General features: G+C 53.1%; 12 protein-coding genes. 5 read left to right on the forward strand and 7 right to left on the reverse strand.

Annotated elements, in window-relative coordinates; genetic code table 11:
- Nucleotides 1–67: 67 nt before the first annotated feature.
- Together MUA00_RS03795 and MUA00_RS03800 are read right to left on the reverse strand one after the other, a co-directional pair.
- A complete protein-coding gene (locus MUA00_RS03795) occupies nt 68–838 on the reverse strand; it encodes an ABC transporter permease (RefSeq protein ID WP_271121885.1) in 771 nt (256 codons plus the stop codon).
- Complete coding sequence (locus MUA00_RS03800; RefSeq protein ID WP_271121884.1) at nt 835–1,758, reverse strand: ABC transporter ATP-binding protein; 924 nt, start codon at nt 1,756–1,758, stop codon at nt 835–837. Before MUA00_RS03800 ends, MUA00_RS03795 begins: the two co-directional genes overlap by 4 nt.
- 108 nt (nt 1,759–1,866) lie before the next feature.
- Here MUA00_RS03800 and can point away from each other — a divergent pair, with 108 nt between their 5' ends.
- Entirely contained in the window at nt 1,867–2,547 is a 681-nt protein-coding gene (gene can / locus MUA00_RS03805) for a carbonate dehydratase (RefSeq protein ID WP_271121883.1), read from the forward strand.
- A 60-nt stretch (nt 2,548–2,607) separates the two neighbouring features.
- Here the strand turns inward: can and hpt are convergent, their stop codons facing one another.
- Nucleotides 2,608–3,144 carry a hypoxanthine phosphoribosyltransferase gene (hpt, locus tag MUA00_RS03810; RefSeq protein WP_271121882.1) on the reverse strand — a complete coding sequence of 179 codons (537 nt, stop codon included), beginning with the start codon at nt 3,142–3,144 and terminating at the stop codon, nt 2,608–2,610.
- A 145-nt stretch (nt 3,145–3,289) separates the two neighbouring features.
- Between hpt and MUA00_RS03815 the strand changes: the two genes are divergently transcribed.
- Nucleotides 3,290–5,722: a glucose/quinate/shikimate family membrane-bound PQQ-dependent dehydrogenase gene (locus tag MUA00_RS03815; RefSeq protein ID WP_271121881.1), complete on the forward strand. Its 2,433-nt coding sequence runs from the start codon at nt 3,290–3,292 to the stop codon at nt 5,720–5,722.
- Nucleotides 5,723–5,793: 71 nt separating this feature from the next.
- On the opposite strand, the gene cueO is transcribed toward MUA00_RS03815, so the two are convergent.
- Nucleotides 5,794–7,353 carry a multicopper oxidase CueO gene (gene cueO / locus MUA00_RS03820; RefSeq protein ID WP_271121880.1) on the reverse strand — a complete coding sequence of 520 codons (1,560 nt, stop codon included), beginning with the start codon at nt 7,351–7,353 and terminating at the stop codon, nt 5,794–5,796.
- A gap of 145 nt (nt 7,354–7,498) precedes the next feature.
- Between cueO and MUA00_RS03825 the strand changes: the two genes are divergently transcribed.
- The 3 genes from MUA00_RS03825 to speD all read left to right on the forward strand — a co-directional run bounded on the left by MUA00_RS03825 (nt 7,499) and on the right by speD (nt 9,630).
- Entirely contained in the window at nt 7,499–7,846 is a 348-nt protein-coding gene (locus MUA00_RS03825; RefSeq protein ID WP_271121879.1) for a YacC family pilotin-like protein, read from the forward strand.
- A gap of 108 nt (nt 7,847–7,954) precedes the next feature.
- Nucleotides 7,955–8,821 carry a polyamine aminopropyltransferase gene (speE, locus tag MUA00_RS03830; RefSeq protein ID WP_271121878.1) on the forward strand — a complete coding sequence of 289 codons (867 nt, stop codon included), beginning with the start codon at nt 7,955–7,957 and terminating at the stop codon, nt 8,819–8,821.
- A gap of 14 nt (nt 8,822–8,835) precedes the next feature.
- Entirely contained in the window at nt 8,836–9,630 is a 795-nt protein-coding gene (speD, locus tag MUA00_RS03835; RefSeq protein ID WP_271121877.1) for an adenosylmethionine decarboxylase, read from the forward strand.
- A gap of 48 nt (nt 9,631–9,678) precedes the next feature.
- Here speD and yacL read toward each other — a convergent pair whose 3' ends face one another.
- The 3 genes from yacL to lpdA form a co-directional block, all read right to left on the reverse strand.
- Complete coding sequence (gene yacL / locus MUA00_RS03840; RefSeq protein WP_271121876.1) at nt 9,679–10,041, reverse strand: protein YacL; 363 nt, start codon at nt 10,039–10,041, stop codon at nt 9,679–9,681.
- Between the two features lie 151 nt (nt 10,042–10,192).
- Complete coding sequence (gene acnB / locus MUA00_RS03845; RefSeq protein ID WP_271121875.1) at nt 10,193–12,790, reverse strand: bifunctional aconitate hydratase 2/2-methylisocitrate dehydratase; 2,598 nt, start codon at nt 12,788–12,790, stop codon at nt 10,193–10,195.
- Nucleotides 12,791–13,107: 317 nt separating this feature from the next.
- On the reverse strand, nt 13,108–14,532 hold the full coding sequence (gene lpdA, locus MUA00_RS03850; protein WP_271121874.1) for a dihydrolipoyl dehydrogenase: 1,425 nt from the start codon (nt 14,530–14,532) through the stop codon (nt 13,108–13,110).
- Nucleotides 14,533–14,637 lie beyond the last annotated feature (105 nt).

The raw sequence follows: 14,637 nt of genomic DNA on the forward strand, positions 1-14,637 counted from the left end.
GTGACGTCAGTCAATCTCCGTTCGGAAAACGCTTAAGCGGCTTCCCCCGCGGGGGAAGCCTGAACGGTTAGCTACGCAGACCGCGACCACGCTGAATCAGATACCAGCACAGCAGATAAAACGCAGCGATAAAGGCTACCAGCACCACCACGGTGAAAAGTAACGGAACATCGCTAATGCCAAGGAAACCAAAGCGGAAGCCGCTTATCATGTAGACAATGGGGTTCAGATGCGACAGCGCCCGCCAGAATGGGGGCAACAGAGTCAGCGAGTAAAACACGCCGCCCAGATAGGTCAACGGCGTCAGCACGAACGTTGGGATCAGGCTGATATCGTCAAACGTTTTGGCAAATACGGCGTTCAGTAATCCCGCAAGCGAGAATAAAACCGCGGTCAGGACCAGCGTTAATGCCACAAATAACCATGAGTGGACCTGGAACGGCACGAAGAACAGAGAAATCGCCGTCACCAGCACGCCAACGCACAGGCCGCGCGTCACGCCGCCGCCCACATAGCCGGCGATGATCACATGCGTAGGCACCGGGGCCACCAACAGCTCCTCGATGTTGCGCTGGAACTTCGCGCTGAAGAACGACGAGGCTACATTCGCATAAGCGTTAGTGATAACCGCCATCATGATGAGACCCGGCACGATAAATTGCATATAGGTAAAGCCATGCATTTCGCCGATGCGTGAGCCAATCAGGTTGCCGAAGATAATAAAATAGAGCGTCATGGTGATGACGGGCGGCACCAGCGTCTGAATCCAGATACGGGTGAAGCGGTGGATCTCTTTGGTCCAGATACTTTTTAACGCCACCCAGTAAAGATGCATCATGCGTGGTCTCCTTTTTTGTTTACCAGCGTGACGAACAGCTCTTCCAGACGGTTGGCTTTGTTACGCATACTTAATACCTGAATTCCCTGCGCGCTGAGCTGGCTGAAAACGCTGTTGATGCCCTGCTCGCGCAGCACTTCCACTTCAAGCGTTGAGGTATCGACCAGACGATATTGATAACCGTCGAGCTTCGGCAGCGGGCTTTTTGGCGCCAGATCGAGAATAAAGGTTTCAGACTTGAGCTTGGAAAGCAGCGATTTCATTGAGGTGTTTTCCACCAGTTCGCCGCTTTGAATAATGCCGATATTGCGGCAGAGCATTTCGGCTTCTTCCAGGTAGTGGGTGGTCAGAATAATGGTCGTGCCTTTGTCGTTCAGATCTTTTAAGAAGCCCCACATGGAACGACGAAGCTCAATATCGACGCCGGCGGTTGGCTCATCAAGAATCAACAGCTTAGGCTCATGCATCAACGCACGAGCGATCATCAAACGGCGCTTCATGCCGCCTGATAACATGCGCGCACGTTCGTTGCGTTTTTCCCAGAGATCGAGCTGTTTTAAGTACTTTTCGCTGCGAGCTATCGCTTCGCCGCGCTCAACGCCGTAATAGCCAGCCTGATGCACAACGATCTGTTGCACCGTCTCAAACGGGTTGAAGTTAAACTCCTGTGGTACCAGCCCAAGTTGACGTTTTGCATTCACCACGTCTTTTTGCAGGTCGTAACCAAACACGCGCACGCGGCCCGAGGTTTTATTTACCAGCGAGCTGATGATACCGATGGTGGTGGATTTGCCCGCGCCGTTCGGGCCAAGCAAGGCGTAAAAATCCCCCGCCTCAACGCGAAGATCTATGCCGCGCAGCGCCTGTACGCCGCCGGGATAGGTTTTCGTGAGCTTAGATAGTTCTAATGCAATGGTCATTGTTTGGGGTTACCTTTCACGATGCAAATTTGTTAAGCAGTTTTAAAATTTATCGAGTTGCCCTATATTACCTCAACGCACTTATTCGGTTACAGGTTGTTAACCTCCATGAAAGATATAGATACCCTCATCAGCAATAACCAGGTCTGGTCGAAACTGATGGAGGATGAAGACCCGGGCTTTTTTGAACGCCTGGCTTTGGCTCAGAAACCCCGTTTTCTGTGGATTGGCTGCTCAGATAGCCGCGTACCGGCTGAACGTCTGACCGGCCTTGAACCCGGCGAGCTGTTTGTTCACCGTAACGTGGCGAATCTGGTTATCCATACCGACTTAAACTGCCTTTCTGTCGTGCAATACGCGGTGGACGTCCTTGAAGTTGAACACATTATTATTTGTGGGCACTACGGATGCGGCGGCGTACAGGCGGCGGTTGAAAATCCGGATTTAGGACTTATCAACAACTGGCTGCTGCACATTCGCGATATCTGGTTCAAGCATAGCTCGCTGCTGGGAGAACTCCCGCAAGAACAACGCCTTGATACCTTATGTGAACTGAATGTTATGGAGCAGGTGTATAACCTGGGCCACTCAACGATTATGCAATCCGCCTGGAAACGCGGGCAGAAAGTCACTATTCACGGTTGGGCTTATGGTATCCACGATGGCCGCCTGCGCGATCTGGAAGTGACCGCAACCAGCCGCGAGTCGCTTGAGCAGGGTTACCGCAGCGGAATTTCAAACCTGAAGCTCTCTCACAGTAGCCATAAGAATAGATCGCCTTCCCAGTAAGGCAGATAGCAAAAAGGGCCTTAAAGGCCCTTTCGTTTATCTGCGTCGTAGTTGGCTCAACTATTCGTCCAGCAGCACCACTTTGCCGACGTACGGCAAATGGCGATAGCGCTGAGCATAATCAATACCGTAACCCACCACGAATTCGTCAGGGATGGAGAAGCCAACCCACTCAACGTTGACGTCTACTTCACGGCGTTCTGGTTTATCCAACAGCGTACAGATAGCCAGGGATTTTGGTTCGCGCAGGCGGAGGATTTCACGCACTTTGCTTAACGTGTTGCCGGAATCGATGATGTCTTCAACGATCAGCACGTCTTTGCCACGGATATCTTCGTCAAGATCCTTGAGGATTTTTACATCTCGGGTCGTGGACATGCCGCTGCCGTAGCTGGAGGCGGTCATGAAATCGACTTCATGGGGCACCTGTACTTCGCGGCACAGGTCTGCCATGAACATAAACGAGCCGCGCAGTAGCCCCACCAGCACCATATCGCTGCCGCTGTCACGATAATGTTCGCTTATCAGGCGGCCAAGTTCTGCGATACGGGCTTTGATTTCCGCTTCCGGGATCATCACTTCTACAGTATGTTTCATATCTATAACCATATGATTTAAAAACAAATCATTTAATGCTGGTTAACCTTTCGCCAGCACAAAATATTCAGGCCAGCAGTATAACAGCAAATCCCAATCGTATGCGCTTTCAGTAAAAAAGCCATTTATGTGATGTAAGTCACACATGTTAATACCTATAATTAATTGCTATCAAACTTTTAAGAGCGTGATAATTGTGAAAATAAATAACTCTGGATCGCGTGTCCTCGCGATCTTATCAGCCCTGTTTGCGGTGCTTACCGGGCTGTATTTACTTATTGGCGGGATATGGTTAGCGGCAATTGGCGGGTCCTGGTACTACCCAATTGCAGGGGTGGTGATGCTTGTCACCGCATGGTTACTTTGGCAACGCAAGGCATTGGCGCTGTGGATTTATGCCGCATTACTGCTTTGCACTCTGGCCTGGTCCGTCTGGGAGGTCGGTTTCGATTTTTGGGCACTTACACCACGTTTAGACGTTCTGTTCTTCTTTGGCGTGTGGCTGCTGTTGCCCTTTGTCTATCGTCAGTTCATCTTGCCTGCCGCGGGTGCCGCACCGGCCTTAGGCGCCGTTCTGGCCGTCACCGTTGTGGCGCTAATCTGGGCGGTATTTAACGATCCGCAGGAAATTAACGGCACGCTCAGCGCAGATGCAACCGCTTCTGCCGCGCCAGCTTCCACTATTCCTGATGCAGACTGGCCTGCTTATGGACGCAATCAGGAAGGCCAGCGCTACTCTCCTTTGAAGCAGATTAACGATAAAAACGTTGGCCAACTAAAAGAAGCCTGGTCGTTCCAGACTGGCGATGTGAAGCGCCCAACCGATCCGGGCGAAGTCACCAACGAAGTTACCCCGATTAAAATCCGCGACACGCTTTACCTGTGTACCGCACACCAGCAGCTTTTCGCGCTGGATGCCGCAACGGGTAAGCAGAAATGGAAATTTGATCCGCGTCTGGATACCAATCCTTCGTTCCAGCACGTAACCTGCCGTGGTGTTTCTTATCATGAAGCCACAGCGGATAACGCCAGCCCGGACGTTGTTTCAGACTGTCCGCGTCGCATCATCCTTCCGGTGAACGATGGCCGCCTGTTTGCAGTGAATGCTGATAACGGCCAGCTATGCGAAAGCTTTGCCAACAAAGGTATTCTGAACCTGCAAACTAATATGCCGGTAACGACGCCTGGCATGTATGAACCGACTTCACCGCCAGTCATCACTGATAAAGTGATTGTCATTGCGGGTGCGGTAACGGATAACTACTCCACTCGCGAGCCGTCTGGCGTGATTCGTGGATTTGACGTGAACAGCGGCAAACTGCTGTGGGCATTCGATCCGGGCGCTAAAGACCCGAATGCGATTCCGGGCGATGAACATCATTTCACCATCAACTCACCTAACTCCTGGGCGCCGGCAGCTTACGATGCCAAACTGGATCTGGTGTATCTGCCGATGGGCGTGACCACTCCGGATATCTGGGGCGGCAACCGCACGCCGGAGCAGGAGCGTTATGCCAGCAGCATTCTGGCGTTAAACGCAACAACCGGGAAACTGGCGTGGTCTTATCAAACCGTGCACCACGATCTGTGGGACATGGACATGCCATCTCAGCCAACGCTTGCGGATATCACCGATAAGAACGGCAATACCGTTCCGGTAATCTACGCACCGGCGAAAACCGGCAATATCTTTGTGCTGGATCGTCGTGACGGCAAGCTGGTTGTTCCAGCTCCGGAAAAACCGGTTCCACAGGGCGCGGCGAAAGGCGACTACGTTACGCCTACCCAACCGTTCTCCGATCTGAGCTTCCGTCCGAAGAAAGATTTGAGCGGTGCGGATATGTGGGGCGCGACGATCTACGATCAGATGGTCTGCCGCATTATCTTCCATAAGCTGCGTTATGAAGGCATTTTCACCCCGCCATCTGAGCAAGGCACGCTGGTATTCCCGGGCAACCTGGGGATGTTCGAATGGGGCGGCATTTCTGTCGATCCTAATCGCCAGGTTGCGATTGCTAACCCGATGGCGCTGCCGTTTGTCTCTAAACTGATGCCGCGTGGCCCAGGCAACCCGATGGAGCCGCCTGAAGCGGGACAAGGTACCGGTTCTGAGGTAGGTATTCAGCCGCAGTACGGCGTGCCGTATGGCGTAACGCTTAACCCGTTCCTCTCTCCGTTCGGCTTACCCTGTAAGCAACCGGCGTGGGGCTACATCTCTGCGGTGGATCTGAAAACCAACGAAGTGGTGTGGAAAAAACGTATCGGGACCGTGCGCGACAGCTCACCGCTTCCGCTGCCGTTCAAAATGGGGATGCCAATGCTGGGCGGCCCAATCTCTACAGCGGGCAACATCCTGTTCATTGGCGCGACCGCAGACAATTACCTGCGCGCGTATAACATGAGCAACGGTGAAAAACTGTGGGAAGCGCGTCTGCCAGCCGGTGGCCAGGCAACGCCGATGACTTATGAAGTAAACGGTAAACAGTACGTTGTGATTTCCGCGGGCGGCCACGGCTCCTTCGGTACAACCATGGGCGATTACATTGTCGCTTACGCTTTACCGGACGACGCTAAGTAAACCTTCATTGCCCTCTCCTGCGAGAGGGGAATGAATCGAAAATGCCCTCGCCTTATGGTGCGGGCATTTTTTTACGCCACGGTAAATCCAAGCATCATGCCGGTATCTTCGTGCTCAAGCAGATGACAGTGCGCCATATAGGCATGCTCTTTGGAAGCTGCGTTATTGAAACGCACCAACACCTCGCTGCGCCCGCCTTCAACATGTACGGTATCTTTCCAGCCCTGACGGTGTGCCGCGACCGGCTGGCCGTTTTCGCTCAGAATGCGGAACTGCGTGCCGTGAATGTGAAACGGATGCAGCATCATGTCGCCTTCGCCTGAGATCGTCCATTTCTCATATTTTCCCTTAACGGCTGCAAAAGCGGGCGCATTCATATCGAAAGCCTTGCCGTTTATCTTGTTGGCGTTGTGGAAGTCGAATCCGTGACCTCCCTGACCATGCCCCATCGCGCCGTGATTCATTCCGCCCATGTTGCCATGCCCGGCCATGCTCATGCCCGCCATGGCCTGCTCGCCGTATTTGTCCGCCAGCGCCTGCATGCCCATCATATCGAGCATCGGGTCCATCATTAGCTGCAACCAGCGCTCGGTCAGCCCTTCCAGAGGAGGTAATGGAGGCATTTCAACCAGCTTATCCGGTAGCGTTCCGGAAGCGGCGATACGCAGCGGCTGAATGCGTGTGACCGGCACCGGTTTATCAAACGGGGCGACGGTCATACCCATTTGTTTGACGGGCAGCGTGACGATATCAAAGGGTTTACCGTCCCGGGTATCCACCAGCACTTCAAAACGCTCGCCCATTAGCATCGGCAGTTCGGTAACTTTCACCGGCTCGGCCAGCAGGCCGCCGTCGCTGGCAATCACATACAAAGGACGATTGTCGCTGGCGGCGATGTTTAAGGTTCGGGCGTTACAGCCGTTCAGTAAACGCAGACGCAGCCAGCCGCGTGGATTAGCATGCTGCGGGTAGCGCGCGCCGTTGCACAACAGCGTGTCACCAAACCAGCCCACCGCGGCGCTCATTACATCCAGCTTGTAATCAATCTGGCCATCGGCGGAAAAACGTTTGTCCTGAATAATCAGCGGAACATCGTCGATGCCCCACTGCTTTGGCAACATTAGCTGACGGCTTTCGGTATCTTCAATCAACACCAGACCCGCAAGCCCCATCGCGACCTGATGTCCGGTTTTACCGTGCTGATGAGGATGGAACCAGCAGGTCGCCGCGCGTTGCTGCGGGGTGAAAGTTACGCTGCGCTTCTCCCCTGCAGCGATCACGCCCTGCGGGCCGCCGTCAACCTCGCCCGGGACTTCCAGGCCATGCCAGTGCACCGTAGTTTCTTCAGCCAGGCTATTATAAATATCTACGGTAACAGCTTCGCCCTGGGTCAGTTGCAAGGCTGGGCCAAGCAGATTGCCGTTGTATCCCCAGGTGGCGGTAGATTTTGCGCCAAAGGCGGTCTTGCCGGACTGGACGGTTAAGCGAATGCTATTTTTAGCATCCGGGGCGAGTAAATCAGGGACAGGTAAAACGGGGCGATCCGCCGCCAGTGCCGCACGGCTCCAGAGCGGCAATGCGCTAAACGCGCCAACAGCGGCGGAATATTTCAGGAAATCACGACGATGCATATTCAATTCCTTTAAGTCAGCAGGCGTGCCTGTGAGCATAAACCTTTCCCTAACGGGAAGGTCAAGTTTGCGGCAGATAATAAATCTCGTCGTGGTCCAATTAACTGTGATAACGTTTCGCATCTGATAAAAAGTGGTAGACGTGATGAAGATGGGAGTTAGGGCGTTAATGTTGGGTGTTTTGCTGGCCTTTTCCTCCAGCAGTCAAGCGCTTAGCGAATCCGAAGCAGAAGATATGGCCGATCTGACTGCGGTGTTTGTGTTTTTGAAAAATGATTGCGGCTACCAAAACCTCCCTAACGGACAGATTCGTCGCGCGCTGGTCTTTTTTGCTCAGCAAAACCAGTGGGATTTAAGCAACTACGATAGCTTCAACATGAAGGCATTGGGTGAGGACAGCTACCGCGATCTGAGCGGCATCGCCATCCCGACGGCAAATAAGTGTAAATCGTTGGCCCGTGACTCTTTAAGCCTGCTCGCCTACGTTAAGTAACCCGCCTTCCCCAAACCTCTGTTGAAACAATAGCCGTGCACAGACGGCTATTGTTGGCTATTATGTTGCGCCTATTTTTCAAGGGTGTTAACGAAGAGGTATAAGCCTATGACCGATAAAAAAGTGTGGCGCGAAACGCTGCATGAAAATTTTGGCCAGTACTTTACCATCGACAATGTGCTGTATCACGAGAAGACGGAACACCAGGATCTGGTTATCTTCGAAAACGCCGCTTTCGGGCGCGTGATGGCGTTAGATGGCGTAGTGCAAACCACCGAACGCGATGAATTTATTTATCATGAAATGATGACCCACGTTCCTCTGCTGGCGCATGGCCAGGCGAAACACGTGCTGATTATCGGCGGTGGCGATGGCGCGATGCTGCGTGAAGTCACACGTCACAAAAGCGTCGAAAGCATCACCATGGTGGAAATCGATGCGGGCGTCGTGTCGTTTTGTCGTCAGTACCTGCCGAACCACAATGCCGGCAGCTACGACGATCCGCGTTTTAATCTGGTGATTGACGACGGCGTCAACTTTGTTAACCAGACAGCGCAAACGTTTGACGTGATTATTTCCGACTGTACCGACCCAATCGGGCCGGGCGAAAGTCTGTTTACCTCCGCGTTTTACGAAGGCTGCAAACGCTGCCTGAATCCCGGCGGGATTTTTGTGGCGCAAAACGGCGTTTGCTTCCTGCAGCAGGATGAAGCCATCGACAGCCACCGCAAGCTGAGCCACTACTTTGCCGATGTGAGCTTTTACCAGGCGGCGATACCTACCTATTTCGGCGGCATCATGACCTTTGCGTGGGCGACGGATAATCCCGCGCTGCGCCACCTCAGTCCTGAGACCATCCAGGCTCGTTTCCACAAAGCCGGTATTAGCTGCCGCTATTACAACCCGGCAATCCACACGGCGGCGTTCGCTTTGCCGCAGTATTTGCAAGATGCGCTGGCCAGCCAGTCATCCTAAGGAGGTGATAAAAATTGAAAAAGCTGAAACTACACGGCTTTAACAACCTGACGAAAAGCCTGAGTTTTTGTATCTACGATATTTGCTATGCCAAAACCGCCGACGAGCGTGATGGTTATATTGCGTATATTGATGAGCTGTATAACGCGAACCGTCTGACGGAGATCCTCAGCGAGACCTGCTCCATTATTGGCGCGAATATTTTGAATATCGCCCGCCAGGACTACGAACCGCAGGGTGCGAGCGTGACTATTCTGGTCAGCGAAGAGCCTGTCGATCCGCAAAGCATCGACACTTCTGAACATCCAGGCCCGCTGCCGGACGCTATTGTCGCCCACCTTGATAAAAGCCATATTTGCGTACACACCTATCCGGAAAGCCACCCGGAGGGCGGACTGTGTACTTTCAGGGCCGACATAGAAGTATCAACCTGCGGCGTTATCTCACCGCTAAAAGCGCTGAATTACCTCATCCACCAACTGGAATCCGATATTGTCACCGTTGATTATCGCGTGCGCGGCTTTACCCGCGACGTGCACGGTATGAAACACTTTATCGACCATGAAATTAATTCGATTCAGAACTTTATGTCTGACGATATGAAAGCGCTGTATGACATGGTGGACGTCAACGTTTATCAGGAGAACATCTTCCATACCAAGATGTTACTTAAAGAGTTCGATCTTAAGCATTACATGTTCCACACCCGCCCGGAAGATTTGAGCGAAGAGGAACGCAGAACGATTACGGATTTGCTCTGGAAAGAGATGCGCGAGATTTATTACGGACGCAATATCCCACACATCTGATGCGATTGTGGCGGGTAGCGCTTTGCGCGCCCGCCCTACAAATAACCGCTAGCGGTGGTTCACAAACTCCCGGTAAGCATTTACCACCTGCAGAAAATCTTCCACGCCGCAAAATGACAGGCTTTCTTCGTCGTAGTAGCTCATTCCTTCTTCTATCTCATCACCGGAAATTTCCAGTTGATTGGCGCGGATAATCACCTCTTCACCGTCGAGCCAGAGAGTATATTCGTGCCCGGTGCGTTGCCACTGACGCTCGCTGCCCTTTACCGAGTGCGCCGCCTGCTCAACTTCATCGAGCAAGGCCAGATTATCTTTTACTTCTTCGTTAAACCAATGGCCCACGACTTCGTGCCCCATCGACATACGCACCAATACCCGTCCGGTGACATCGCGCAAAAATTCATATTCCATGGTGTTTTCCTCAGCACTGCGAGGGAAAACCAGCCCCCCTTCGCGTATAAAGTAATTATCGCAGCAAAGTGGGTTAAAAACAGCGTGGCGGAACACCTCAGGCAAATAAAAAGGGAGACCGAAGCCTCCCTTATCGCAGACTGCAGATAAATTACACTGCGGTCTGGAAAATAACGCCGTCGGCTTTTTCGGTGTACTGAGAAAGCTGATCAAAGTTCAGATAACGGTAGGTATCTACCGCGGTCTTATCAACCTGCGTCATAAAGGTCTGGTATTCGTCCGGCGTTGGCAGTTTGCCCAACAGCGAAGCTACGGCGGCAAGTTCCGCAGAAGCCAGGAAGACGTTAGCTCCGGTCCCCAGGCGGTTCGGGAAGTTACGGGTGGACGTTGAAACTACCGTCGCGCCGTCAGCTACACGCGCCTGGTTACCCATACACAGTGAACAGCCCGGAATTTCAATACGCGCTCCGCTCTTACCAAAGACGCTGTAATAGCCTTCTTCGGTGAGCTGTGCGGCATCCATTCGCGTTGGCGGCGCAACCCACAGGCGAGTCGGCAACTGGCCCTGGTGGCTATCCAGCAGCTTACCGGCGGCACGGAAGTGACCAATGTTGGTCATGCAGGAGCCGATAAACACTTCATCGATTTTCTCGCCCTGAACATCAGACAGCAGACGCGCATCGTCCGGATCGTTTGGCGCGCAAAGAATTGGCTCTTTGATATCGTTCAGATCGATGTCAATCACGGCCGCATATTCTGCGTCAGCATCAGCTTCCAGCAGTTGCGGATCGGCCAGCCATTTCTCCATGCCCTGGATACGGCGCTCAAGTGTACGACGATCGCCATAGCCTTCAGCAATCATCCACTTCAGCAGCACGATGTTGGAGTTCAGGTACTCTTCGATCGGCTCGCGATCCAGCTTGATGGTACAGCCTGCCGCAGAGCGTTCTGCGGACGCATCGGTCAGCTCAAACGCCTGCTCAACTTTCAGCGTCGGCAGACCTTCGATTTCCAGGATGCGGCCAGAGAAGATGTTTTTCTTCCCTTTCTTCTCAACGGTCAGCAAGCCTTGTTTGATGGCATACAGAGGAATGGCATGAACCAAATCGCGCAGAGTGATGCCCGGCTGCATTTTACCCTTGAAGCGCACCAGCACTGATTCAGGCATATCCAGCGGCATTACACCGGTTGCCGCCGCAAAAGCGACCAGACCGGAACCCGCCGGGAAGGAAATGCCGATGGGGAAACGAGTATGGGAGTCACCACCCGTACCTACGGTGTCCGGCAGCAGCATACGGTTCAGCCAGGAGTGAATAACGCCGTCGCCCGGACGCAGCGATACGCCGCCACGGTTCATGATGAAGTCCGGCAGCGTGTGGTGAGTGGTGACATCCACAGGCTTAGGATAAGCCGCCGTATGGCAGAAGGACTGCATCACCAGATCCGCGGAGAAGCCCAGGCATGCCAGGTCTTTCAGTTCATCGCGAGTCATTGGACCGGTAGTATCCTGAGAACCGACGGAAGTCATTTTGGGTTCGCAGTACTGGTTCGGGCGAATACCCTCAACGCCACAGGCACGGCCAACCATTTTCTGTGCCAGCGAGAAGCCACGGGTGCTTTCAGCCACATCTTTCGCCTGAACGAAGACTTCGCTGTGCGGCAGATTCAGGGCTTCACGCGCTTTGGTCGTCAGGCCACGACCGATGATCAGCGGAATACGGCCGCCGGCACGAACTTCGTCCAGCAGCACGTCAGTTTTCAGCTCGAAGCTTGCAATCAGCTCGTTAGTTTCGTGTTTACGCACTTCGCCTTTATACGGATAAATGTCGATAACATCGCCCATATTCAGGTTGTTCACGTCCACTTCGATTGGCAGCGCACCAGCATCTTCCATAGTGTTAAAGAAGATTGGCGCAATTTTACCGCCGAGCACCACACCGCCGCCGCGCTTATTCGGCACGTTAGGAATGTCGTCACCCATGAACCACAGCACGGAGTTAGTCGCGGATTTACGGGACGAACCGGTACCTACGACGTCACCGACGTAAGCCAGTGGGAAACCTTTTTTGTTCAGGGCTTCGATTTGTTTGATTGGGCCAACGCTTCCAGGCAGGTCCGGCTCAATGCCTTCGCGGGCGTTTTTCAGCATCGCCAGGGCGTGCAGAGGGATATCCGGGCGCGACCAGGCGTCCGGTGCTGGCGACAGGTCATCGGTGTTGGTTTCGCCGGTCACTTTAAAGACGGTAACGGTGATTTTTTCGGCCAATTTCGGACGAGACAGGAACCACTCGGCGTCGGCCCAGGATTTCAGAACCTTTTGCGCATGGATGTTGCCCGCTTTCGCTTTCTCTTCCACATCATAGAAGTTATCGAACATCAGCAGCGTATGGGACAGCGCTTTAGCAGCGATAGCGGCCAGCGTTTCGTTATCCAGCGCGTCAATCAGCGGATGAATATTATAGCCGCCCTGCATGGTGCCAAGCAGCTCAACCGCTTTTTCAGGGGAGATTAATGGGGAGATAGCGTCGCCTTTGGCGAGCGCTGCAAGAAAACCGGCTTTAACGTAGGCGGCTTCATCAACGCCTGGCGGAACACGATTGGTAATCAGATCTAACAGGAATTCTTCTTCGCCAGCAGGCGGATTCTTCAGCAGCTCAACCAGTGCGGCCATTTGGGTTGCATCTAATGGTTTTGCAACAATCCCCTCGGCGGCACGTTCAGCTACGTGCTTACGGTATTCTTCTAGCACGACGGTTCTCCTCGCTCTCATTGTCATATGGCGCCACCAGGCTAATCTCTTCACGCTCCTGTGAGACAGCAGTTTGTAGGGTAAATGCCCGATACCGCGTCGGGCAGCATAGCAGGATTTCCGGGGGGTGTTAATCCGTTTACAAAAAAGCAACATTATATTTTTGCTGAATCGTTAAAGGCGAAAGATTACTTTTCGATATGTCCTTTGAGAGCAAAAAAACCGCCTTTCGGCGGCGATTTGTTTTGCGCAAGCTTGTCCGACCTACAAAAAAACAAAAAACGGCCCCGCAGGGCCGTTTCGTCAAACTCGGAAAGTTACTTTTTCTTCGCTTTCGCGTTTGGCAGGTCGGTGATGCTGCCTTCGAAGATTTCTGCCGCCAGCCCCACAGATTCATGCAGAGTCGGGTGCGCGTGGATGGTGAGCGCGATATCTTCAGCGTCACAACCCATTTCGATAGCCAGACCGATTTCGCCCAGCAGCTCGCCGCCGTTGGTGCCGACAATCGCGCCGCCGATAACACGGTGAGTTTCTTTGTCGAAAATCAGTTTGGTCATACCGTCCGCGCAGTCGGAAGCGATAGCACGGCCAGAAGCAGCCCACGGGAAGGTGGCGGTTTCATAGCTGATGCCTTTTTCTTTCGCTTCTTTCTCGGTCAGACCAACCCATGCAACTTCTGGTTCGGTATAAGCGATGGATGGGATAACTTTCGGATCGAAGTAGTGCTTCATGCCGGCGATAACTTCCGCGGCAACGTGGCCTTCGTGGACACCTTTGTGAGCCAGCATCGGCTGACCAACGATGTCGCCGATAGCGTAGATGTGCGGCACATTGGTGCGCATCTGCTTATCGGTACGGATAAAGCCACGGTCATCAACTTCAACGCCCGCCGCGCCCGCATCCAGCAGTTTACCGTTAGGTACGCGGCCGATAGCCACCAGCACCGCGTCATAACGCTGTGGTTCTGCCGGCGCTTTTTTACCTTCCATCGTGACGTAGATGCCGTCTTCTTTGGCTTCAACAGCGGTCACTTTGGTTTCCAGCATCAGGTTGAACTGTTTGCTGATGCGCTTGGTGAAGACTTTCACCACGTCTTTGTCAGCGGCCGGGATAACCTGGTCGAACATTTCAACCACGTCAATCTCTGAACCCAGCGCATGGTACACGGTGCCCATTTCCAGACCGATAATACCGCCGCCCATAACCAGCATACGTTTTGGTACGGATTTCAGCTCCAGCGCGTCGGTGGAATCCCATACGCGTGGGTCTTCGTGCGGAATGAACGGCAACTGAATCGGACGGGAACCCGCCGCGATAATAGCGTTATCAAAGTTGATGGTAGTCGGGCCATTTTCGCCTTCAACAACCAGGGTGTTAGCGCCGGTAAATTTACCCAGACCGTTAACAACTTTGACTTTACGACCTTTCGCCATACCGGACAGGCCACCAGTCAACTGGTTGATAACCTTTTCTTTCCAGGTACGGATTTTGTCGATGTCGGTTTTCGGTTCGCCGAAAACGATGCCGTGCTCAGCCAAAGCTTTTGCTTCTTCGATAACTTTAGCAACGTGCAGCAGGGCTTTAGAAGGGATACAGCCAACGTTCAGGCAGACACCACCGAGGGTGCTGTAACGCTCAACAATTACGGTCTCCAGACCTAAATCAGCGCAACGGAAGGCAGCAGAGTAACCTGCCGGGCCTGCCCCAAGTACCACGACCTGAGTTTTGATTTCAGTACTCATCATGACCTCTTAATTTATTTCCGGCGGGTCTGACGTCATTTTTATGTCTTAACGCCCATCATCCACCGGGACGTTCTATCCGCCCGCAGTTTACAAAATTGTTAA

This window comes from Dryocola boscaweniae (assembly GCF_025215095.1).
Taxonomy (GTDB): domain Bacteria; phylum Pseudomonadota; class Gammaproteobacteria; order Enterobacterales; family Enterobacteriaceae; genus Dryocola; species Dryocola boscaweniae.